Raw genomic sequence first — 22155 nt, forward strand, 5'->3', positions numbered from 1 at the left:
TGCGGGCCCCGACGGAGTCACGGTCACTCCGCCGGGGCCCGCGCCTTTTCCTTCCCTGCCGACGGTCACGCCCCTCCGTAGGGGCAGGAGACCCCGTCCTCGCGCGGGCAGGCGATGAGCGCGCGCGACACGTACTGCTGCGCCTTCGAGTAGTAGCCGAGGACCACGTCGTTCCCGGCCGCCAGCCGCAGCGTCTCCCGGACGCGCTGCAGCCGGTCCCAGACGGGGAAGTGCTCCTGGTCCACGGGAGGGTTCTGGGTCAGCTCCCCCTCGATCCAGGAGACGGCCTCCTCCACGCCGGTGTACGTGGCCGCCACCTGCGCGGCGGACCGCCGCAGCCAGTCCTTGATCTCGATCGGCGGATGGTCGGCGGGAACCTCACCGCGCCTGATCGCCGAGTCGGGATAGGACCGCCCGGTGTACGCGTACGCGTGCCAGTGCTGTCGTGGGCCCTCCCTATCCCCCTGCACGGGCGGCGGCCTTCCGCGCGGCCTCGGCCACGTGCCCGGCTTCCAGGAGCAGGAGCGCGCCGATCAGGTACTCGCGGGTCCACCGGATGGCCGCGTCGGGTGCGGCCAGCAGGGAGGCCGGGGGAATCTCCGCCCGCAGCGCGGGGTCCACCAGGGCCTGGGACAGGACCTCGCGCGTCATCTCGGACGCCAGCCAGTGGAACGTGCGCTCCTTGAGCGCGAACGTCAGGTGCAGCGAGGGCTCCCCGCCCACGGTGTACGGCGAGTGGACGTAGCCGCGCGGCAGCCAGAAGACGTCGCCGGGCTCCAGGGCGAACGACTGGACGGGAGCCGTACGGGCGAGATGGAGCCGTTCCTCGGGAGTGAAACCCCTTTCCAGGAAGTTCCCGTGCTCCGTGGTCGGGTTCTCCACGAAGGGCGGGTGCAGCGGCCACGCCTTCCGCCCGGAGAGCTGGACGATCAGCGTGACGTACGGGTCGTAGTGGTACTTCAGTCCCTGCGCGCCCGGCGGGGTGAGGTACGCGTTCACGTGCACCAGGCAGCCGGTCTCGTCCTGGATCTCGCGGCGCAGCACGCTCAGGGACGGTTTGACGGTCTGGAGCTGCCGGACGGAGACCGTACCCCCGCCGTCGAGGTGCGCCCGGACGGCACCGGGCCGGGGCATGTCGCCGTCGATGTAGGCGTGCCGTTCCAGGACCTTCCCTTCCTTGAGCAGGACGACGTTGCGGGCGGGAAGGCACTCGGCGTCCACCAGGGCGTCGCATTCGGCGAGGGACCACAGGTGGGCCAGGTCGGCGGGGTCGCGGCGGAAGAGCGTCGGCCCGGTGGGCCACTTCGTCAGGATTCCCGGGACGTCGTCCACGAGATCGGCCAGCGGCATGGCTGACTCCTTACGGTATGTGCAGAAGAGGGAGAGGACGTGCGGGGCCCCCGCACGCGGCACGGGCCCCGCCCCGGGTCAGGTGTTCGCGTCGGCCCTGGCGATCCAGCCACGGGCGAAGACCGTGATCTCCTCCGCGCTCATCCGCAGCTCCCGGCCGGCTCCCTCGGGCTTGCTGTCCCCGAGCGCGTATCCGCCGCCGTGCAGTTCGGCGAGCGTGATGCAGCTCTCCATGTTCCCGTCGTTGTCCGTCCCGCCGCCGCAGAGCGCGGCGAAGTCGCCGGACACCTCCCGCTCGTACAGATCACTCATTACCGTGGTTCTCCTGTCTCTGTCTTCGATGTCTTCGATGTCTTCGATGTCTTCGATGGGGACTGGGTCCCGCCCCCGGACGGTCTTGCCGGACATCACCGGGGGCGGGACGCGACCGCCGCCTCTGGAACGAGGGAGCGGAGTCATGGGGGTTCACCCGGGAGGGCGGAGAACCTCAACCGGGCCCGTTTGCGCAGGTCAGAGCCGCTCTTGCGGCGGGGCGTCCCTCTTCAGGGTCATCTTCGGCGGGTCGTGCGGGTGGTTGCGGATCTCCACCGCGCAGTCCACGGCGGCGGATTCGTCGTGCTGCGGCCCTCGGCGCATGTAGTGGTCGAACCACCGCGCCAGGTGCGCGCACGGCGTGCAGTCGGGGACCGGCTCGGGCCGGGCTCGGAGTCCGTGGTCGGCGGAGAGGACGAGCACGGGGGTGGTGAGGACCCGGATGCGTCTCCACTCCTCCTCGGTCGGCGCCCGCAGGTCCCCGGGCGCGGCGGCCCACTCGGCCCCGCCGCCCGGCGGCCGTACGTACACGCTCCCGCTCTGCGTACGGGAGACCTGACCGAGCCGGACCGTCCCTCCGCCGGTGTCGGCGACGAAGACGCCGGCGGCGGGGAGGGACGAGGGGTTGTCGCACACGGGCACAGCCGCTCCTCTCTGTAGTGGATTCACTACCAGGGGTGCCCAGCGTGAACTAGAGTCGGCTTCTCTTCAACTAGTCCGATGCTAAGGGCAAGTCATGGTCAACCGCAAGGAGTTACGGCCGGAATCCAGCCCCCAGGCGGCCTATGGGGCGCATCTCCGCAGGATGCGGGAAGAACGAAGCTGGACCCAGGAAGACCTGGCCGAGCCCATGGGCTGCTCCAGCCAGCACATCTCGGCGCTCGAAACCGGTCGCAAATCGCCAACCCTGCCGTTCTCGCGCAGAGCCGATCAGGTCTTCGGTCTCACTGGATCCAAGGAGTCGTTCGAGCGCGAGTGGCGGGACATGCGGCACGGCGTCCTGTTGGAGGGCTTTCCGGAGTACGTGGGATACGAGGGACGGGCGGTGGAGATCCGCCTCTTCGAGATCGGGATCGTCCCGGGCCTGCTGCAGACCCCGGAGTACGCGCGCGTACTGGCGAACAGCGCCGTGAAGCGCGGGGCCATCACCCCGGAGCAGGCCGACGAGCGGGTCGCGTTCCTGGCGGCACGCCAGGCGACGCTGGAGCGGGAGCAGCCGCCCATGGTCTTCGTGGTGATGGACGAGAGCTGCATCCGCCGCCCCATCGGCGGTGCCGAGGTGATGGACGCCCAATTGGAACGACTCGTCGAGTTCACGGACCGCCCCAATGCCCTGCTCCAGATCGCCCCGTACTCCATGGGAGAACGCCGCACCTTCGACCTACCGGTCAACCTGCTCACCCTCGCCGACCGGTCTGTAGCGGGCTACACCGAGTCGCAGGCGCAGGGACACTTCGACCGGCAAATGACATCTGTAGTGCCCATGTTGACGGCCTACCATCAGCTTCAGGCCGCTTCGCTCTCTCAGGCGGAATCCGTGGCCGCGATCCAAGAAGCGCGAAAGGGCACCTCGTGACGACCGACACCCCCCGCTGGTTCACGTCCTCGTACAGCAATAACGGCGGCAACTGCGTCGAGGTGGCCACCAACCTCGCCCCCACCCACGGCACCGTCCCCGTCCGGGACTCCAAGCAGTTCGCCGGCCCCGTTCTCGACCTCCCCGCCCCCGCCTTCGCCGCCTTCGTGGCCTGCGTCCGGGACGGCGGGTTCGGCACCGGCTGAGGGGTCGTCCGTGCGGCGACGAAGCCGAAGGGGACGGTCCTACGCCAGCAGGACCTCGACGGAGATCGTCGCCGCCAGCACGACATAAACGGCGCACGCGCCGTAATGGAGTACGGCCGTCGCCTTCGACGAGCCGGTGAGGCGTGTGCGGAAGAAGCCCGACAGCACTCCGATGCTCCCGTAGAGGACCACCTCCATCAGGACGTTGATCGCGCCGAGGAGGGCCATCTGCGGTCCGGGGGCCTCCGCGTTCCCCAGGAACTGCGGGAGGACCGCGAGGTAGAAGAGGATGATCTTCGGGTTCGTCAGACTGATCAGCAGACCGCGCAGGTACCACCGGCCCGCCCCGACGTCACCGTGCTCTCCGATCGCGCGCCGCGCGCTCCGCAGGGTCGTGTACGCGAGCCACAGCAGGTACGCCGCGCCCGCGATCCTCACCGCGTCCAGCAGCGACGGGTGGGAGCGGGCGATCTCCCCCAGCCCGGCGACGACGGCGGTGGCGTAGACGCTCATGCCCGTCCCGATGCCCAGGATCGCCTTCAGCGCGGCCCGGCGGCCGCCCTCCAGGCCCACCGCGAGCATGTAGGCCATGTCGGGTCCGGGCGGACCGAGGAAGAGCAGGATCACCGCGATGTAGCCCGGCAGTACCGATAAGTCCACCATCGTCCAGCGCCTCCGGCCTCGTCGTGGTCGCCGTCCGTCTCCCCGTTTCCGTCCGGGCGATGCGGCTTCCGCGCACACGGGAACGCCCGGCCGGGAGACCCCGGCCGGGCGTTCCCGTTCGAACGCCGGCTACTCCGCCGGCCAGGGCACCTCCGGCGAGCGGTACCAGTCGATGCCCAGGGCCTCGAAGCGAGGGGCCTGTTCGGCGAGGCGGACCTTGTACGCGTCCCAGTCGTGGGTCGCGGCCGGGGACCAGCCGAGTTCGGCGACGCCCGGCAGGCGCGGGAAGGCCATGACGTCGAGGTCGGCGGTCGTGGCCAGGGTCTCGGTCCACAGGGGGGCTTCGACGCCCCTGACCGCGCTCGCGGGCGCGCCGGGGAGGTAGGCCGCCGGGTCCCAGTCGTACGACCGCCGCACCTCGACGTACCCGGCCCAGGCCAGGCCGAGCGGGGTGTCCTTCGTGTACTTCATGTCGAGGTAGGTGCGGTCGGCGGGCGAGAGGATCAGGCCGGTGCCGTTCCGCGCGGCGGCGGCGACCCGCTCCTTCTCCTCGGCGGGGGTGCGGTCGAGGCCCCAGTACTGGACGAGGGCGCCGGGCGCGGGGGCGGTGCCGGTGAGCTGGTGCCAGCCGACGACCTTCTTGCCGTACTTGGCGACGACCGGCTGCACCCGGTCCATGAAGGCCACGTAGTCGGCGTGGCTGGTGGAGTGGGCCTCGTCGCCGCCGATGTGGAGGTAGCGGCCGGGGGTGAGGGCGGCGATCTCGCGGATCACGTCGTCCACGAAGTCGTACGTGACGTCCTTGGGCACGCACAGGGAGCTGAAGCCGACCTTGGTGCCGGTGTAGAGGGGCGGGGCGACGCCGTCGCAGTTGAGCTCGGGGTAGGAGGCGAGGGCCGCGTTGGTGTGGCCCGGCACGTCGATCTCCGGGATCACCTCCTGGTGGCGGGAGGCGGCGTACCGGACGATCTCCTCGTACTCCTCCTTGGTGTAGAAGCCGCCGGGGCCGCCGCCGACCTCGGTGGAGCCGCCGTGGGTGGTGAGCCGGGGCCAGGAGTCGACGGCGATGCGCCAGCCCTGGTCGTCGGAGAGGTGCAGGTGGAGGGTGTTCACCTTGTAGAGGGCGAGCTGGTCGATGTACCGCTTCACCTCGTCCACGGTGAAGAAGTGGCGGGCGACGTCGAGCATGGCGCCCCGGTAGGCGTAGCGCGGGGTGTCGGTGATCGTGCCGCCCGCGACCTTCCAGGGGCCCTTCTGGACGCTCTTGCGCTCGACGGCGGAGGGGAGCTGCTGGCGCAGGGTCTGGACGCCGCGGAAGAGCCCGGCGGGGCGGTGGGCCGTGAGGGTGATGCCGTCCGGTCCGGAGCGGAGCCGGTAGCCCTCGTCGCCGAGGGCGGTGTCGGTGGCGCCGAGCCGGAGCAGGATGCCGCCGCGGGCCGCCTGCTCGTCCACGACGGGCAGCGGGAAGCCGGTGGCGGGCCTGAGCAGTCCGGCGAGGTAGTCGCCGACCTCCCTGGCCTCGGGGGAGCCGGCGCTCACCCCGATGCGGGTGGCGGAGGTGAGGGCGTAGGGCCGGCCCCCGGGGACGACGGAGGCGGGTACGGGGACGATGCGGCCGAGCGGCCGGACCTCGGGTTCGGCGGCGGCCCGGGGGCCGGGCGCCTTGCCGTCGGCACCGGCACCGGCACCGGCACCGGCGGCGGCCTCGCCGCAGCCGACGCCGGCGGCCGCGACCAGGAGCAGGGATCCGATCAGGCGCGGAATCCTTCGGCGCTGTCTCACGGGCGGGCTCCCCTTCGGGTGGTCGACGCGTCTGTCGTTTTCTATATCCGAACCGTGCCCCTGTGTACCGCTGCCGCCGTCGGCGGCCCAGGTCTAGGCCAATCACCCGTTTCAAGGGCCTGAACCGGCGCCCCCTGCCCGATTTCGGGCAGGATTCTTGCGAAGGGCCGGGAGCACCCCTCAGTATTCACGGGTGCTCGAACGCCGTCCGTCGCACGACGACCTCATCGACCATCTGGTCCGCAGCACCGCGCTCCAGCGCGGTGAGGCCGCCCGGGTGGTGCTCGACGTGCTGGCGTACTTCGACGAGACGACCGAGGAGTTCGTCCGCCGCCGCCACCGCGAGCTGCAGTCCGGCGGGGCCGTGAACGCCGAGATCTTCGAACGGATCGCGGCGGAGCTGCCGCACCGGGCCGTGGCACCGCCGGAGCTCTCGCTCCGGCAGCTGCGCCGGATCGTGTACGGCTGAGCCTCCCCGGCTCCCGAAGGACGGCCCGAACGGCCGAGTACATCCACTGACCTGGAGGGGTTTCACCTTTATGTGCGGAATTGTCGGTTACATCGGTAAGCGCGACGTGGCACCGCTGCTGCTCGAAGGCCTGCAGCGCCTGGAGTACCGCGGATACGACTCCGCCGGCATGGTCGTCACCAGCCCGAAGGCCTCCGGCCTGAAGATGGTGAAGGCCAAGGGCCGGGTCCGCGACCTGGAGGCCCGCGTCCCCAAGCGGTTCACCGGCACCACCGGCATCGCCCACACCCGCTGGGCCACCCACGGCGCGCCGAGCGACGTCAACTCGCACCCGCACCTGGACCCCGAGAACAAGGTCGCCGTCGTCCACAACGGCATCGTGGACAACGCCGCCGAGCTGCGCGCCAAGCTGGAGGCCGACGGCGTCGTCTTCGCCTCCGAGACGGACACCGAGGTCATCACCCACCTCGTCGCGCGCTCCCAGGCCGAGACCCTGGAGGAGAAGGTCCGCGAGGCCCTGAAGGTCATCGAGGGCACCTACGGCATCGCCGTGATGCACGCCGACTTCAACGACCGCATCGTCGTCGCCCGCAACGGCTCCCCGGTCATCCTCGGCATCGGCGAGAAGGAGATGCTCGTCGCCTCCGACGTCGCCGCCCTGATCGCCCACACCCGCCAGGTCGTCACCCTCGACGACGGCGAGATGGCCACCCTCAAGGCCGACGACTTCCGCACCTACACGGTCTCCGGCGCCACCACCACCGCCACCCCCGAGACCGTCGAGTGGGAGGCCGCCTCCTACGACATGGGCGGCCACGACACCTTCATGCACAAGGAGATCTCCGAGCAGCCCGACGCGGTCGACCGCGTCCTGCGCGGCCGGATCGACGACCGCTTCTCCACCGTGCACCTGGGCGGCCTGAACCTGGACCCGCGCGAGGCCCGCACCATCCGCCGCATCAAGATCCTCGGCTGCGGCACCTCGTACCACGCCGGCCTCATCGGCGCCGGGCTCATCGAGTCCATGGCCCGCATCCCCGCCGACGCCGAGCCGGCCTCGGAGTTCCGCTACCGCAACCCGGTCGTGGACCCCGACACCCTCTACATCGCCGTCTCCCAGTCCGGCGAGACCTACGACGTGCTCGCCGCCGTCCAGGAGCTCAAGCGGAAGGGCGCCCGCGTCCTCGGCGTCGTCAACGTGGTCGGCTCCGCCATCGCCCGCGAGGCCGACGGCGGCGTGTACGTCCACGCCGGCCCCGAGGTCTGCGTCGTCTCCACCAAGTGCTTCACCAACACGGTGACCGCCTTCGCCCTGCTCGCCCTGCACCTCGGCCGCATCCGCGACCTGTCCGTCACCGACGGCAAGCGGATCATCGAGGGCCTGCGCCGCCTCCCCGCCCAGATCGAGGAGATCCTCAAGGGCGAGGACGAGATCAAGCGCCTCGCCGAGGTGTACGCGGGCGCCCAGTCGATGATGTTCATCGGGCGCGTGCGCGGCTACCCGGTCGCCCTGGAGGCCTCCCTCAAGCTCAAGGAGATCTCCTACATCCACGCCGAGGCCTACCCGGCCTCCGAGCTGAAGCACGGCCCGCTCGCCCTCATCGAGCCGGCCCTGCCGACGGTCGCGATCGTCCCCGACGACGACCTCCTGGAGAAGAACCGCGCCGCCCTGGAGGAGATCAAGGCCCGCAGCGGCCGCATCCTCGCGGTCGCGCACCAGCCGCAGGAGAAGGCCGACCACACCATCCTGGTCCCGAAGAACGAGGACGAGCTGGACCCGATCCTCATGGGCATCCCGCTCCAGCTCTTCGCGTACCACACCGCCCTCGCCATGGGCCGCGACATCGACAAGCCGCGCAACCTGGCCAAGTCCGTCACGGTCGAGTAGCGGCCGGTCCGGGCCTGTCCCCCGGACCCGTCGCCGCCGGGCCTGTCCCCCGGCGCCCGACCTGACACGCGACGGTCCCCGTGCACACACCTCCCGTGCACGGGGACCGTCGTGCTTCCCGGCCCAGGGCCCGTCCGACCCCGATCCGCCGGGCAGGCGGGACTTTCGACACACGCCCTAGCCCGCGGCCGGGGCGCTCTCGCCCGGCGCCCGGCGCCGCAGCGCCGTCGGCCAGCCCGCGACGGCGGCCGTGGCCCCGTACCAGGCGAGCAGTCCGGCGACGGCGGCGACCCAGCCGCCCGCCTTCCCGAGGCCGCCGTTGCCGGCCAGGGCACCGATGCCCAGGAGCAGCAGCGCGACGAACAGCAGCCCGTACACGCCCTGCCCGAAGAGGCCGCCGCCCGAGGCCGCCAGGGTCAGCGTGAGCGCGAGGAGCGCCCACAGGAGCAGGAAGACCCCCACGGCGTCGGCCGAGGCTCCGCCGCCGGCGGCGGTCCCCCAGGTGAACCAGAAGGCGCCGAGCGCCGTGTACGCCGTGCCCTCCCGGGTGTCGCCCGCGCGCAGGGCGAGCAGGCCGACGAGGAAGAGCGTCACCCCGCCGACCCAGGTGGCGAGGCCCGCGGCGTCCGCCGCCGCGACGTTGTCGATGACACCCGTGCCGCCCAGGCCGAAGGCCAGGAGGGTCAGTCCGAGTGCGAGGTGGCCGAGCGTGGGGCTGGTGTTTCCCGCGGCGACGTCGTTGTCCACGGCGGGCTCCCTTCAGATGCGCAGTCGTGCTGCGTGAGCTGCTGTGTTCCGTGGCCTTTATCTACCCTTCACAAGCACACAATTCACCTGAGGAAGGCCGAAATCATGGTCGGATGACGGCAGTTGAGGGAGTCGAGGGGAGAGCGGCGGTGCGGGGTTACGGGATGACGACCACGGGCCGCTGGGCGCGGCGCGCGAGGCGGCCGGCCACCGAGCCGAAGATCCGCCCGACGATCCCGTGCGTGGAGCCGACCACGATCGCGTCGGCCGAGTACTCCCGGCCGACCTCCTCCAGCTCGTGACAGATGTCGCCGCCGCGCTCGACCAGGATCCACGGCACCTCGGCGAGGTGCTCGGCACAGGCCAGCTCCAGGCCGAGGACCTCGGTGCGGTGGTCGGGCACGTCCACGAAGACGGGGGGCTCGCAGCCGGCCCAGACGGTGGTGGGCAGCCGGTTGGCCACGTGCACGATGATCAGGCCGGAGCCGGAGCGGCGGGCCATGCCGATGGCGTACGCGAGGGCGCGCTCACTGGACGTGGAGCCGTCGAAGCCGACGACCACCCCGTGCCGGAAGGCCGGGTCGCAGGCATGACGTGGCTGTTCGACCGCGAGGGGGTCGACCGTGGAGTCGGCGACGCGCTTGCGGTCCGCGGGTTCGGGGAATTCGTGACCGGCCATCGGTGTCTCGGCGAAGAGGGTCCTCGTGGGAAGGGACGGGAGAAGGAGGAGAGGAACAACGGGAGGCGGCGGAGCTGTGTCCGGGAATCATCTTCCCAAGCCCATACCCCCAAGGGTACGGCGGCACTCCTCTCCTGCCCAGGGCCCACCGCGTCGAGCCCGGCGGACACACCGCTCGCGCGCGGCGTTCCAGGGAGCATGCACGAGCGGTTCGGGATCTGGCAATGCCGGTTGTGTCCTACAGGCGTCCGTCCGGGGAGCGCGCCGGGCGGACGCGCGGGGCCGAACGGACGTCGCCGAGAGTGACCGGAACGTTCCGTTCCTCGTTGCCACAGGTCCACCCACCGCCGCAGGGAGAGCGCCCGTGCCCGTACCGCCGACCGCCACCGCCCGGTCCTCCGCCGCCCCCACCCCGACGCTCGCCGCGCCCCCCGCCCACCGCCGTACGGACGCCCCTCCCCCGGGCACGGCGGTGGAGAAGAAGGGGGAGCAGGCCGCCGACGGCCTCGTCCGCTGGGCGGCCTTCTGCTGCGTCCTGGTCCCGGTGGTGCTCGTCGTCTACGGCACCTCGCTCGCCGGGGCGGCCGGCGCCGCGCTCGGCCTCGTCTCGGTGACGGCGGCCTGCCGGCTGCTGCTGCGGCGCTCGGAGCGGGGTCTCCGCGCGGAGACCGCCCGCGGCGGACGCCGGCACTAGTCGGGGAGGGGGCTCCCGGGCGCTCCCGACCCCTTTCGAGTTGACAGGCTCGCACAACCGATCCCATATGTTTTCAGCCAACTTCCGGTGACCGGCGAGTCCTTGGCGTAACGATTGGCCAACCCGGGCGCCGTCACCCCCGGAACCCCCGTCCCAGGGGGTCACACCCCCCGCGTACCGGGGCGTTCACCACCCCGGCGCGCCCCTCGGGGGCCTCCGCGCGCGCCTCCCCGCGATCGATCGCTTCACGCCAAGTTGCCTTGTCGACAATCCACCGGATGGAGAACTTGTCACCCCGGCGCCACGGGACGCAGTAGATTCGATCATGGGTACCGAAGACTGGGGTCTCGTGCAAAACCGAGGGGAAACGTGCAGGAGCGACACGACCAGGGAGACGCGAACACCGAGGGGGGCTTAGCGTCATGAGCCAGGACTCCACCGCACCGGAGGCCGGACGGAAACTGTCCGGGCGCCGGCGTCGCGAAGTCGTCGCGGTGCTGCTGTTCAGCGGCGGCCCCATCTTCGAGAGCTCCATCCCGCTCTCCGTGTTCGGCATCGACCGGCAGGACGCCGGAGTGCCACGTTACCGGCTGCTCGTCTGCGCCGGCGAGGAAGGACCGCTGCGGACCACCGGCGGGCTCGAACTCACCGCGCCGTACGGCCTAGAGGCCATCGGCCGGGCGGGCACCGTCGTCGTCCCGGCCTGGCGGTCGATCACCTCGCCGCCGCCGCCGGAGGCGCTCGACGCGCTGCGCCGCGCACACGAGGAGGGGGCCAGGATCGTCGGGCTGTGCACCGGGGCGTTCGTCCTGGCCGCGGCCGGACTGCTCGACGGCCGCCCGGCGACCACGCACTGGATGTACGCGCCGACGCTCGCCAAGCGCTATCCGTCGGTCCACGTGGACCCGCGGGAGCTCTTCGTCGACGACGGGGACGTACTGACCTCCGCCGGCACCGCGGCCGGAATCGATCTGTGTCTGCACATCGTGCGGACCGACCACGGCACGGAGGCCGCGGGCGCCCTGGCGCGCCGCCTGGTCGTCCCGCCGCGGCGCAGCGGCGGTCAGGAGCGCTACCTCGACAGGTCTTTACCCGAGGAGATCGGCGCCGACCCGCTGGCCGAGGTCGTCGCCTGGGCGCTCGAACACCTCCACGAGCAGTTCGACGTGGAGACGCTCGCGGCGCGCGCGTACATGTCGCGGCGGACCTTCGACCGCAGGTTCCGCTCCCTCACGGGCTCGGCGCCGCTCCAGTGGCTGATCACCCAGCGGGTGCTCCAGGCGCAGCGGCTGCTCGAAACCTCCGACTACTCGGTCGACGAGGTGGCGGGCCGGTGCGGCTTCCGCTCCCCGGTGGCGCTGCGCGGCCACTTCCGGCGCCAGCTCGGCTCCTCGCCGGCGGCCTACCGGGCGGCGTACCGCGCCCGGCGTCCGCAGGGCGAGGCCGGTACGGCGCTGCTCGACCCGGTCGTGCCCGCCCAGGTCGCGGCCGGTGTACGGCGGCCGGGCCCGGCGCTGGAGCCGGGGAAGCCGCAGTCCGACGCGTACGCGTCCGGACGGCCCTCCCTGCCGGGCCAGCGCAGCGCGCCGTGACCGGATGAGACCCGCGCGGCCACAAGCCGCGCACCGCAGGAACGACGGGCGCCCGGGGACACCTCCCCCGGGCGCCCGTCGGGCTTCCGGGCCGGATCCGATCCTCCGCGCACCCCCTAAGGTGGACGCATGAACGATCGCATGGTGTGGATCGACTGCGAGATGACCGGGCTCTCGCTGACGGACGACGCACTCATCGAGGTGGCCGCGCTGGTCACCGACTCGGAACTGAACGTGCTCGGCGACGGCGTGGACATCGTGATCCGTCCGCCGGACGCGGCCCTGGAGACCATGCCGGAGATCGTGCGCCAGATGCACACGGCCTCGGGGCTGCTCGACGCGCTGCCGGGCGGCACCACGCTCGCCGACGCCGAGGCCCAGGTCCTCGCCTACATCCGCGAGCACGTCAAGGAGCCCGGCAAGGCGCCGCTGTGCGGGAACTCGGTCTCCACCGACCGCGGCTTCCTCGCCCGCGACATGCCCGCCCTGGAGGGCCACCTGCACTACCGGATCGTCGATGTCTCCTCGGTCAAGGAACTGGCCCGCCGCTGGTACCCGAGGGCGTACTTCAACAGTCCGGAGAAGAACGGCAACCACCGGGCGCTCGCCGACATCCGCGAGTCCATCGCCGAGCTGCGCTACTACCGCGAGGCGGTCTTCGTCCCGCAGCCCGGCCCCGACTCGGAGACCGCGAAGCGGATCGCGGCACGCCACGTCCTTCCCGCGGAGTGATCCCGGCGTGACAGGGGACTGACCGCCCGCTCGCGCCCTCGAACGCCCCTCCGGGAAACGCGGGCGCGAGCACCCTCCCGGACCCTGTAGACTTCTTCTCGGCCGGTCGGGGAAACCTTCGGGAAAACCGCCGGTCGTGGTGGGTATAGCTCAGCTGGTAGAGCACCTGGTTGTGGTCCAGGATGTCGCGGGTTCGAGTCCCGTTACTCACCCTCTGCACCGAGGCCCCGGTTCGTGAGAACCGGGGCCTCGGTCGTTTCCGTGCGTCCGCGCTCGGCGCTTCCGCCACGCCCCGGTCCGCTCATCCGTTCGGGTCAAACGGCGACCCCCGCCTCCGACCCCCCTGCTAGCTTCCCTTTATGTCCTATATCGTCAGGTTTTCTCCGGCCGCCGGGGGCGGGGTGAGAGCGGATGGGAATCCTGCGTGACCATCCCGAACTCGTCCTCTTCCTCTCCCTCGCGGCCGGCTACCTCGTCGGCAAGCTGCGCGTCGGCCCCATCACCCTCGGCGGCATCTGCGGCACCCTGATCGTCTCGCTGCTCCTCGGCGCCTGGACGAAGGCCACCGTCTCCGACGACGTGAAGACGATCTTCTTCGCGCTCTTCATCTTCTCGCTCGGCTACATGGCGGGGCCGCAGTTCTTCGCCAACCTCAACCGGAAGAGCCTGCGCTTCTTCGCCCTCTGCCTCATCGAGGTCGTCTGCGTCGTCGGCATCGCCCTCGGCATCGCGGAGGCCTTCGACCTCGACGTCGGCACCGCCGCGGGCATCCTCGCCGGCGCGGCCACCGAGTCGGCGGTCGTCGGCACGGCCACCGAGTCCATCGCCAAGCTGAGCGACCTGACCCAGGAGCAGATCACCCAGTACCAGGGCCACGTGGCCACCGCGTACACCGTCTGCTACCTGTTCGGCCTCGTCACCATCGTCATCTACACCAGCCAGATCATGCCGATGCTGATGCGGATCAACCTCCGCGACGCCTCGCGCGAGCTCTGGGAGCGGATGCGCGGCGAGGGCGGCGGCCTGGAGTCCGACGAGCGCGAGGCACTCCCGGGCCTGGTCGGCCGGACGTTCCTGGTCACGCACGCGGACGGGACCGGGGTCGCCGACCTGGAGCGCTCGCTCGGCGGCCGGGTCACCGTCGAGGCGGTGAAACGCGGCAGCAAGGTGCTCACCCCTCCCCCGCCCGGCTTCGTGCTCACCCTCTCCGACCTGGTGCTCGCCGTCGGCCGGCGGGCCAACATCATCGAGGCGGGCCGGGTCATCGGCCCCGAGACGCCGGCCGTCCCCGGCCTGGACACCCCGCTCGCCACCACCCAGGTCTCCCTGACCGACAAGGGCGTCTCCGGCAAGTCCCTCGACACCCTCTCCAAGGAGCACCCGGAGTTCTCCTCCGGCGGGGTGTACGTCACGGACGTGCTGCGCAACGACCAGCACCTGCCCGCCACGCCGGAGACCGTCGTCGACCGCGGTGACGTGCTCACCCTGGTCGGCGCCCGCTCGGGCCTGGGCAAGCTGGCGTCCCGGATCGGCGCGACCGTGAGGAACGACGCCACGGACTTCATCTACCTGGGCCTCGGCATCGTCTGCGGCTCGCTGCTCGGCCAGGTCGTGGTCGAGTTCGGCGACGTCCCCCTGTCGCTCGGCACCGGCGGCGGCTGTCTGATCTCCGGGCTGCTCTTCGGCTGGTTCCGGTCCCGCACCCAGACCTTCGGCGCCTTCCCGCCGCAGGCCGCCGCCACCCTCAAGGACATGGGCCTGGCGATCTTCATCGCCTGCACGGGCCTGGTGTCGGGCCCGCAGGCCTGGCCGCTGCTCAAGGAGTACGGGGCGCTGCTGCCGTTCGCGGGGATCGCGATGGTCCTGGTGCCCGCGACGATCTCCCTCGTCGTCGGCCGCAAGCTGCTGAAGATCGAGAAGCCGCTGCTCATCGGCGCCATCGCGGGCCAGCAGTGCTCGACCCCGGCCATCACCTCGATCACCCAGGTGGCCCAGAGCTCGGTCCCGATGCTCGGCTACACGATCACGTACACCCTCTCCAACTTCCTGCTCCCCCTGACCGGCCCGCTGCTCGTCGGCATCCTGGGGGCGTGAGGCGGCGCGATGATCGACTTCCTGAACCGGAACGTCTTCCAGCCCCACCCCGAACTCCTCGTCTTCCTCACCGTCGCGCTCGGCTTCCTCTTCGGGAGGCTCCGCTACCGGACCCTCGCGCTCGGCGCCGTCACCGGCTGCCTGGTGGCCGGGCTGCTGCTCGGCGCGCAGTTCGAGGTGACGATCGACGCCACGGTGAAGAACCTCTTCTTCACCATGTTCCTCTTCGCCCTCGGCTACAAGGTCGGCCCGCAGTTCTTCCGGGGCCTGAAGAAGGACGGCCTGCCGCAGGTCGTCAACGCCGTCGTCGTCTGCGTGACGGGCCTCCTCGTCTCCTGGGGCTTCGCCGCGATGCTCGGGTACGGCCCCGGCCTCTCCGCCGGGCTCCTCGGCGGCGCGCTCACCCAGTCCGCCGTCATCGGCGTCGCCCAGGACGCCATCGGCAACCTGCCGGGGCTCTCCGCCGCGCAGACGAAGACCGAGGAGAACCTGGTCGCGATCGGCTACGCCGTCACGTACCCGCTCGGCACGATCCTCTGCGCGCTGCTCCTCGCCAACGTCCTGCCCAGGCTGTACAAGCGGGACCTGGCCGCCGAGTCGGCGCGGCTCGCCGAGGAGCTGGACGCGCCCGGCGACGACCCCGACCTGTCCGAGGGCTACTACGAGGTCGTGCTCCGCGCGTACCGCGTCGAGCGCCCCGACCTCGCCGGCCGCACCATCGACGACTTCGAGCAGCAGCAGAAGGCGCTCGGCCGCCGCGTCTACCTCACCCGGGTGCGGCGGGACGGGAAGATCCTCGACCACGACCAGCGGACGGTGCTCCGCGAGGGCGACACGGTGGCGATCAGCGCGCTGCGCGGCTCGCTCGTCGACTTCGACCCGCTGACCCACGTCGGGCCGGAGGCGGACGACGTCGAACTGCTCGGGTACCGGACGGAGACCCTGCACGTGGTCGCCTCGGAGAAGGCGCAGCTCGGCAGGAGCATCGCCGACCTGCGCCGCGAGCCCTTCATGGTGGGCGTGTACGTCGACAAAGTCTACCGGGCGGGCGCCGAGTACCCGTACCGCCTCTCGACCACCCTGGAGCGCGGCGACACCCTGGTCCTGACCGGGCCGAAGCGGCTCGTGGACCCGGCGGGGAAGGCGATCGGCAAGCCCGTGCCGACCTCCTTCGCCACCGACATGCTCTGGGTGGGCCTCGGCATCTTCCTCGGCGGCTGCGTCGGCATCCCGGCCCTGACCGTGTCCGGCGTGCCGATCTCGCTCTCCACCTCCGGCGGCGCGCTGATCATGGGCCTGGTCTTCGGCTGGATCCGCGGCAAGTACCCGACGTACGGCAACGTCCCGCCCGGCGCGCAGTGGTTCATGGACACCCTGGGCCTGTGCCTGTTCGTCGCGGTCGTCGGCATCAACGCCGGGCCGAGCTTCACCGGCGGCCTGGCCTCGGCCGGCTGGGGGCTGCTGCTCTGGGGCGCGGTGGCGACCGTGATCCCGCTGCTCGTCGGCTTCCTCGTCGGCCACTACGTCCAGAAGATCCGCTTTCCGATCCTGATGGGCGTCCTGGCCGGCGGCCAGACGACGACCGCGGCGATCGGCGCGATCAACGAACAGTCCCGGTCGCAGATCCCGACCCTCGGCTACACGATCCCCTACGCGGTGGGCAACGTCCTGCTGACCGTCTGGGGCGCCGTGATCGTCATCCTCCACCACTGACGCGAACCCTCCCGTACGGAAGGACATGCCGTGCCCAAGCCCACGTTCACCCGCGAGGAGATCAGGTCCTTCGCGCAGCTCTCGCCGTTCGAGCTCAAGGACACCTTCATCTCGCTCGCCAAGCAGGCCCAGGAGGACCAGCCCGGGCAGAAGGACAAGTCGCAGGTGCAGATGCTCAACGCGGGCCGCGGCAACCCGAACTGGGTGGCCACCGGGCCCCGCGAGGCCTTCCACGCCCTCGGCTACTTCTCCCTGGCGGAGTCCCGCCGCGTGTGGACCGCCGACGACCTGGGCGGCATGCCCGAGGTGAAGGGGTCCGGCGAGCGCTTCGACGCCTTCGTGCGGCAGCACCCGGACCTGCCGGGGATCGAGCTCCTGGAGAAGAGCGTGGCGTACGCGGTGGAGCGCTTCGGCTTCGACCGGGACTCGTTCCTGCACGAGCTGACGGACAGTTCGGTCGGCGACAACTACCCGGTGCCGGACCGGATGCTGCCGCACGCCGAGCGGATCGTGCGCGGCTACCTCGACGACGAGATGTTCGACGGGAAGCCGCCGGCCGGGAACACCTCGCTGTTCGCGACCGAGGGCGGCACGGCCGCCATGTGCTACATCTTCGACTCCCTGATGAAGAACGGGATCCTGAAGAAGGGCGACCGGATCGCCCTGATGGTCCCGGTCTTCACCCCGTACATCGAGATCCCCGAGCTGGACACCTACGACTTCGACGTGGTGACGGTCGAGGCGAGCCTCTTCACCGAGACCGGGGTGCGCCAGTGGCGCTACCCGGCCGAGGAGGTCGCCAAGCTGGAGGACCCCTCCGTCAAGCTGGTCTGCCTGGTGAACCCGTCCAATCCGCCGTCCCTCGCGCTGAGCCGGCGGGTCGCCGACCAGATCAAGGAGATCGTCGCCTCGAAGAACCCGAACCTGCTGATCGTCACGGACGACGTCTACGGGACGTTCGTGCCCGGCTTCCGCTCGATCGCCGCCGACCTGCCGCGCAACACGCTGCTCGTGTACTCGTACTCCAAGCACTACGGCGCCACGGGCTGGCGGCTCGGCGTCATCGGCCTGAACGACGACAACGTGATCGACGCGATGCTGGCGGAGCTGCCGGAGGAGGAGAAGGAGCGGCTGAACAAGCGGTACGGGACGCTGACGCTCGAACCGGAGAAGATGCGGTTCATCGACCGGATGGTGGCGGACTCGCGCCAGGTGGCGCTCAACCACACGGCCGGGCTCTCGCTGCCGCAGCAGGTGATGATGGTGCTCTTCTCCCTCTTCGACATGCTGGAGGAGGGGCGGGCGTACAAGGAGCGGATCCGCGGGATCGTCGGCCGTCGGCTCGACCTGCTCCTGGAGGGCGCCCGCATGAAGATCTCGGAGGATCCGCAGCGGGCCGCCTACTACATCGAGCTGGACCTGCTCGCGGAGGCCGAGCGGGTGCACGGCAAGCCGTTCGCGGACTTCCTGGAGAAGAACTACGAGCCGGTGGACCCGCTGTTCCGGCTGGCCCAGCAGACGGGCGTGGTCCTGCTCAACGGCGGCGGCTTCGACGGCCCGGAGTGGTCCGTGCGGGTGTCGCTCGCCAACCTGGACGACCTGGACTACCTGAAGATCGGCCACCACCTGCGGGCGATCTTCGACGCGTACGCGGAGGAGTGGCAGGCCTCGGGGGCCTGACGAGAGGCAGGAGGGGCGCGCCCCGGTCGGAGGTAGGGGGGCCGACCGGGGCGCGCGGTGTGGGGGGGCACAGTGGTCCGTGAGGGCCTACCGGTAGGCGGCGAACGCCTTCGTGAAGGCCAGCGGCTGCTGGAGGATCGAGGAGCAGGTGGCGTCGGCGCGGTTCACGGCGCCGTCCGGGCACTGCTTGTCGCGGGTCGAGGACCACATCGAGAGCCAACCGAGGCCCTTGGACTTCGCGAAGTCGACGAGCTGGGTGGCGTCGTCCACCGTGAAGACCTCGGTGGTGACGTCGTTGACGCCGATCATCGGGGTGACGGCGACGGCCTTCCAGGCGGCCGCGTCGGAGAGCCCGAGGACGCCCTTGATCTGGGCCTGCGTCGCGGTCGCGGCCTGGATCGCGTACGTACCCATGTCGGCGCTGTACGCCGGGCCGTAGTCCATCGCCATGATGTTGACGGCGTCGACGCGGACCCCGTTCCGCTTGGCGTCGGCCAGCAGGTCCACGCCCGGCTGGGTCAGGCCCTCGGGCATGACCGGCAGGGTGAAGGAGACGTCCAGGCCCGGGTGGGCCTTCTGGAGCTGCGCGATCGCCTGCGAGCGGCGGGTGTTGGCGGCGGTGTCCGGCAGGGCCGCGCCCTCGACGTCGAAGTCGACCTTGGTCAGCCCGTACCGGTCGACGACCTCGCCGTACGCGGCGGCGAGCGCCGGGGCGGAGGAGCAGTTCAGGGCCAGCTCGTGGCCTGCGGCGCCGCCGAAGGAGACGCGGACGTCACCGCCCTTGGCGCGCAGGGCGCCGATCTGGGCGGCGACCTTGTCGTTCGCCAGGTCGGTGACCCCGCCCCACAGCGGGGCGCAGGCGCCGCCGGAGGTGATGAAGGCGAGGTTGAACTCCTTCACGCCGGTGGCGTCGGCGGTCGCGAGCAGGTCGTACGCCGGGTGGAGCGAGGTGTCGACGTACGGGGCGAACTTCGCGCCGGTCGCGGGGGCCGGCGTGGAGGTCGTGGGGGTGGGCGTCGGGGCCGGGGTCCGCGTCGGCGCGGGGGCCGTGGTGGCGGACGCGGTCGGGGTCGGAGTCGGCTTGGCCGTCGCCGTGGGGGTGGCGGTGGCCGTGGGCCGGTCGGTGGGGCGGCCGCTGGGGGTGGGGGCGGGGCCGCCGGCCGAACAGGACGCCTTGTTGATCAGGCAGTTCGCGGGGTCGCCCGCCTCTCCGGCGGCGGAGGTGACGAAGCCGACGGTGACGGACTGGCCGGGGGCCAGCTGCCGGTTCCAGCTCGCGGGCTTCACCGTGACGTGCCGGCCGGAGACGGTGTGCTCGCCGTTCCAGAGGGAGCCGATGGTGGTGCCGGTCGGCAGGTCGAACTCCAGGGTCCAGTCGGACTGGGCGGCGGAGGTCTCGTTGGTGACGACGTACTGGCCGGTGTAGCCGCCGGTCCAGGAGCTGGTCCGGGTGTAGGCGGCGCCGACGGAGGCGGCCTGGGCGGTGCCGGTGAAGGCGAAGGCGGCGCCGCCGACGACGGCCGCCGTGACGACCGCTCCGACGACCTTGGTCCTCGTACTCGCCCTGCGCCGGTGCGAACGGGTGCCCATGGCGTGCCTGCCTCTGCGTGCGGAAGTGGGGGTGCGGCAGCACGCTAGCGAGCGGGGAACGGACAAAGCGGGGGATCGGGGACGGGGCCGGGGATCCTTAGGGTCCGCTTAAGGTGCCCATCGGAACCAGGAAAGGTTCTGCCGGGCTCCCCGGAGGGGTGCGCTTCCCGGGTCCCGGGGTGCGCTCCCCGAGGAGGGACAACCGCCGGGAGGTCAGGCCTCCTTCGCCCGTCGCGTCCCCGTGCCCCCGCGTCTGCGGCGGGCCGGGCGGTGGCCCCGGCGGCCGTGCGGGCCGGTCGGGCCGCCCGCTCCGGCGCGGCCGCCGAGGCCGATCCAGACGCGCACCTCCGTACCGCCGAGGACCGAGCGGCCGATGCGGACGTCGCCGCCGGTGCCCTCCGCCACGCGCCGGACGATGTCGAGGCCGAGGCCCGTGGAGCCGTCCCGGGTGCCGCTGTTGCCCCGGGCCAGGGCGGCGGCCGGGTCGGCGATGCCGGGGCCCGCGTCGGAGACCAGGACGATGACGGCGTCCTCGCCGTTGTGGACGTCGATGGAGAAGGCCGTGCCCTCCGGGGTGTGCCGGAAGACGTTGCCGAGGAGGGCGTCGAGCGCGGCGACGAGTTCGGGCCGGGCGACCGGGATGCGGACCGGGCGCTCGACGCCCGCGACCCGCACCCGGCGCCCCTCGTCCTCGGCGAGCGCCGACCAGAAGTCCATGCGTTCGCGCACCACTTCGGCGGCGTCGCAGCCCGCGCCGGGGCCGTTCGCCTGGGTCTGCGGCTTCGCCTCCCGGGCCGTGCGGATGATGATGTCGACCTCGCGCTCCAGCTGTTCGACGGCCGCGCGGGTCTGCTCGGCGGCCGGCCCCGAGCCGAGCGAGGCCGCGTTGAGGCGCAGGACGGTCAGCGGGGTGCGCAGCCGGTGGGAGAGGTCGGCGGCCAGCTCCCGTTCGTTGGCGAGGAGCTGGACGACCTGGTCGGCCATCGAGTTGAAGGCGACGGCGGCGGACTTGAGTTCCGGCGGCCCCTCCTCGGGGACCCGGGCGCCGAGCCGCCCCTCGCCCAGGTCGTGGGCGGCGCCCGCGAGCCGCTGGGCGGGCTGGACCATGCGGACGCCCAGGCGGTCGGCGACGGCGACGGAGCCGACGATCAGGGCGGCGCCGACCCCGGCGAGGACCAGCCAGGCGGTGCCGACGCCGTTGGACACGTCGCCCTCGGGGACGAAGAGTTCGACGACCGCGACCCGGCCGCTGCTGAGCGCGGTGGGCTGGAGCAGCGCGAAGCCGCCGGGCACCTCGGTGAGGGAGGCGCGGCCGAGCTCCCGGGTGGCCGTCAGGGCCTCCTCCCCCGCCCGGCTGGTCCCGGTCTTCAGGGGCGCGCCGCCCGGCACCTCGGCGGGGACGTGGACGGCGAGCCGGCCGGCGGCCCCGTCCTCGGTGGTGGCGACGGCCTTGCCGAGCTCGTCGCGGTCGGTGGTGATGGCGAGGACGGGGGCGAGCCCGGCGGCCCGCCGCTCGGCGTTGGAGATGGCCCGGTCGCGGGCCATCTCCTTGACGACGAGCCCGAGGGGGACGGCGAAGGCGACCACGACCATGGCGGTGACGGCCAGGCACACCTTGACGAGCGCCCATCTCACGGCCGGGGCTCCCCGGGCGGTTCCAGCTTCACGCCCACCCCGCGCAGGGTGTGCAGGTAGCGGGGCCGGGCGGCCGTCTCGCCCAGCTTGCGCCGCAGCCACGACAGGTGGACGTCGATGGTCTGGTCGTCGCCGTAGGACTGCTGCCACACCTCGGCGAGCAGCTCCTTGCGCGGGACGACCACGCCGGGCCGCCCGGCGAGGAAGGCGAGCAGGTCGAACTCGCGCCGGGTCAGGTCCAGGGGCGTGCCGTCCAGCTCCGCCTGGCGGCGCAGCGGGTCGACGGTGAGCCCGCCGACCCGGATGACCCGGGAGGGCGGGGCCTCGCCGGCGCCGGACCGGGCGCGGCGCAGGACGGCGGCCATCCGGGCCGAGAGGTGGTCGACCGAGAAGGGCTTCACGAGGTAGTCGTCGGCCCCGGCGTGGAGGAGCCGTACGATCTCGGCCTCGTCGTCGCGGGCGGTCGCGATGATCACCGGCACGTCGGTGATGCCGCGCAGCATCTTGAGCGCCTCGGACCCGTCCAGATCGGGCAGTCCGAGGTCGAGGATGACCACGTCGAAACGGAAATGGGCGACCTCGCGCAACGCCTCAAGTGCCGTGCCGACGCTCCGTACCGTGTGGGACGCCTCGGAGAGCTGCCGGATGAGGGCGGAGCGCACGAACTGGTCGTCCTCGACCACGAGCACACTTGCCATGGGCGGCACCGTACGCCATACGGGCCGATCATCCGACAATGTTCACCCCCTGATC

Annotated in this window: 21 protein-coding genes and 1 tRNA gene; 11 read left to right on the plus strand and 11 right to left on the minus strand. The window is 71.8% G+C overall.

Annotated elements, in window-relative coordinates; genetic code table 11:
* Positions 1 to 65: 65 nt before the first annotated feature.
* The 4 genes from OO47_RS23610 to OO47_RS23625 all read right to left on the minus strand — a co-directional run bounded on the left by OO47_RS23610 (position 66) and on the right by OO47_RS23625 (position 2298).
* A complete protein-coding gene (locus OO47_RS23610; RefSeq protein WP_030210327.1) occupies positions 66 to 470 on the minus strand; it encodes a hypothetical protein in 405 nt (134 codons plus the stop codon).
* Positions 457 to 1350, minus strand: coding sequence for a JmjC domain-containing protein (locus tag OO47_RS23615; protein ID WP_030210326.1), 894 nt, complete (start codon positions 1348 to 1350; stop codon positions 457 to 459). The genes OO47_RS23610 and OO47_RS23615 overlap by 14 nt, the downstream gene beginning before the upstream one ends.
* Positions 1351 to 1428: 78 nt before the next feature.
* Positions 1429 to 1662 carry a hypothetical protein gene (locus OO47_RS23620; RefSeq protein ID WP_030210324.1) on the minus strand — a complete coding sequence of 78 codons (234 nt, stop codon included), beginning with the start codon at positions 1660 to 1662 and terminating at the stop codon, positions 1429 to 1431.
* Positions 1663 to 1860: 198 nt separating this feature from the next.
* A complete protein-coding gene (locus OO47_RS23625) occupies positions 1861 to 2298 on the minus strand; it encodes a hypothetical protein (protein WP_033210073.1) in 438 nt (145 codons plus the stop codon).
* A gap of 100 nt (positions 2299 to 2398) precedes the next feature.
* Here OO47_RS23625 and OO47_RS23630 point away from each other — a divergent pair, with 100 nt between their 5' ends.
* Positions 2399 to 3238, plus strand: coding sequence for a helix-turn-helix domain-containing protein (locus OO47_RS23630; RefSeq protein ID WP_033210075.1), 840 nt, complete (start codon positions 2399 to 2401; stop codon positions 3236 to 3238).
* The gene (locus OO47_RS23635) at positions 3235 to 3444 is read left to right on the plus strand and encodes a DUF397 domain-containing protein (protein ID WP_030210317.1); all 210 of its coding nucleotides are present in this window, start codon (positions 3235 to 3237) and stop codon (positions 3442 to 3444) included. The genes OO47_RS23630 and OO47_RS23635 overlap by 4 nt, the downstream gene beginning before the upstream one ends.
* A 39-nt stretch (positions 3445 to 3483) precedes the next feature.
* Here the strand turns inward: OO47_RS23635 and OO47_RS23640 are convergent, their stop codons facing one another.
* Together OO47_RS23640 and OO47_RS23645 are read right to left on the minus strand one after the other, a co-directional pair.
* Positions 3484 to 4107 (minus strand): LysE family translocator, encoded by a 624-nt coding sequence (locus OO47_RS23640; RefSeq protein ID WP_030210315.1) that lies wholly within the window; start codon positions 4105 to 4107, stop codon positions 3484 to 3486.
* A 129-nt stretch (positions 4108 to 4236) separates the two neighbouring features.
* Positions 4237 to 5889, minus strand: coding sequence for a beta-N-acetylhexosaminidase (locus OO47_RS23645; RefSeq protein WP_030210312.1), 1653 nt, complete (start codon positions 5887 to 5889; stop codon positions 4237 to 4239).
* Positions 5890 to 6082: 193 nt separating this feature from the next.
* Between OO47_RS23645 and OO47_RS23650 the strand changes: the two genes are divergently transcribed.
* The gene (locus OO47_RS23650) at positions 6083 to 6358 is read left to right on the plus strand and encodes a hypothetical protein (RefSeq protein ID WP_030210307.1); all 276 of its coding nucleotides are present in this window, start codon (positions 6083 to 6085) and stop codon (positions 6356 to 6358) included.
* Between the two features lie 70 nt (positions 6359 to 6428).
* Positions 6429 to 8246: a glutamine--fructose-6-phosphate transaminase (isomerizing) gene (glmS, locus tag OO47_RS23655; RefSeq protein ID WP_030210305.1), complete on the plus strand. Its 1818-nt coding sequence runs from the start codon at positions 6429 to 6431 to the stop codon at positions 8244 to 8246.
* A gap of 177 nt (positions 8247 to 8423) precedes the next feature.
* Here the strand turns inward: glmS and OO47_RS23660 are convergent, their stop codons facing one another.
* A complete protein-coding gene (locus OO47_RS23660; RefSeq protein ID WP_030210303.1) occupies positions 8424 to 8993 on the minus strand; it encodes a GPR1/FUN34/YaaH family transporter in 570 nt (189 codons plus the stop codon).
* A gap of 157 nt (positions 8994 to 9150) precedes the next feature.
* Positions 9151 to 9672: a universal stress protein gene (locus OO47_RS23665; protein WP_030210300.1), complete on the minus strand. Its 522-nt coding sequence runs from the start codon at positions 9670 to 9672 to the stop codon at positions 9151 to 9153.
* A gap of 364 nt (positions 9673 to 10036) precedes the next feature.
* Here OO47_RS23665 and OO47_RS23670 point away from each other — a divergent pair, with 364 nt between their 5' ends.
* The 7 genes from OO47_RS23670 to OO47_RS23700 all read left to right on the plus strand — a co-directional run bounded on the left by OO47_RS23670 (position 10037) and on the right by OO47_RS23700 (position 18177).
* Positions 10037 to 10366, plus strand: coding sequence for a hypothetical protein (locus tag OO47_RS23670; RefSeq protein WP_234323276.1), 330 nt, complete (start codon positions 10037 to 10039; stop codon positions 10364 to 10366).
* Between the two features lie 422 nt (positions 10367 to 10788).
* Positions 10789 to 11958, plus strand: coding sequence for a helix-turn-helix domain-containing protein (locus OO47_RS23675; RefSeq protein WP_030210293.1), 1170 nt, complete (start codon positions 10789 to 10791; stop codon positions 11956 to 11958).
* Between the two features lie 129 nt (positions 11959 to 12087).
* The gene (gene orn, locus OO47_RS23680; protein ID WP_030210290.1) at positions 12088 to 12690 is read left to right on the plus strand and encodes an oligoribonuclease; all 603 of its coding nucleotides are present in this window, start codon (positions 12088 to 12090) and stop codon (positions 12688 to 12690) included.
* A gap of 139 nt (positions 12691 to 12829) precedes the next feature.
* Positions 12830 to 12902, plus strand: a tRNA-His gene (locus OO47_RS23685).
* Positions 12903 to 13101: 199 nt separating this feature from the next.
* A complete protein-coding gene (gene aspT, locus OO47_RS23690) occupies positions 13102 to 14784 on the plus strand; it encodes an aspartate-alanine antiporter (protein ID WP_030210288.1) in 1683 nt (560 codons plus the stop codon).
* Positions 14785 to 14793: 9 nt separating this feature from the next.
* A complete protein-coding gene (gene aspT / locus OO47_RS23695) occupies positions 14794 to 16497 on the plus strand; it encodes an aspartate-alanine antiporter (RefSeq protein WP_030210286.1) in 1704 nt (567 codons plus the stop codon).
* 30 nt (positions 16498 to 16527) lie between these two features.
* Entirely contained in the window at positions 16528 to 18177 is a 1650-nt protein-coding gene (locus OO47_RS23700; protein ID WP_030210283.1) for a bifunctional aspartate transaminase/aspartate 4-decarboxylase, read from the plus strand.
* Positions 18178 to 18264: 87 nt separating this feature from the next.
* Here the strand turns inward: OO47_RS23700 and OO47_RS23705 are convergent, their stop codons facing one another.
* The 3 genes from OO47_RS23705 to OO47_RS23715 form a co-directional block, all read right to left on the minus strand.
* Positions 18265 to 19767 carry a glycoside hydrolase family 18 protein gene (locus tag OO47_RS23705; RefSeq protein ID WP_030210281.1) on the minus strand — a complete coding sequence of 501 codons (1503 nt, stop codon included), beginning with the start codon at positions 19765 to 19767 and terminating at the stop codon, positions 18265 to 18267.
* Positions 19768 to 19980: 213 nt separating this feature from the next.
* Entirely contained in the window at positions 19981 to 21402 is a 1422-nt protein-coding gene (locus tag OO47_RS23710; RefSeq protein ID WP_030210279.1) for a sensor histidine kinase, read from the minus strand.
* Positions 21399 to 22100, minus strand: a complete 702-nt coding sequence (locus OO47_RS23715) for a response regulator transcription factor (protein ID WP_030210276.1) — start codon at positions 22098 to 22100, stop codon at positions 21399 to 21401. Before OO47_RS23715 ends, OO47_RS23710 begins: the two co-directional genes overlap by 4 nt.
* Positions 22101 to 22155 lie beyond the last annotated feature (55 nt).

The sequence above is a fragment of the Streptomyces bikiniensis genome, assembly GCF_000716625.1.
GTDB lineage: Bacteria > Actinomycetota > Actinomycetes > Streptomycetales > Streptomycetaceae > Streptomyces > Streptomyces bikiniensis.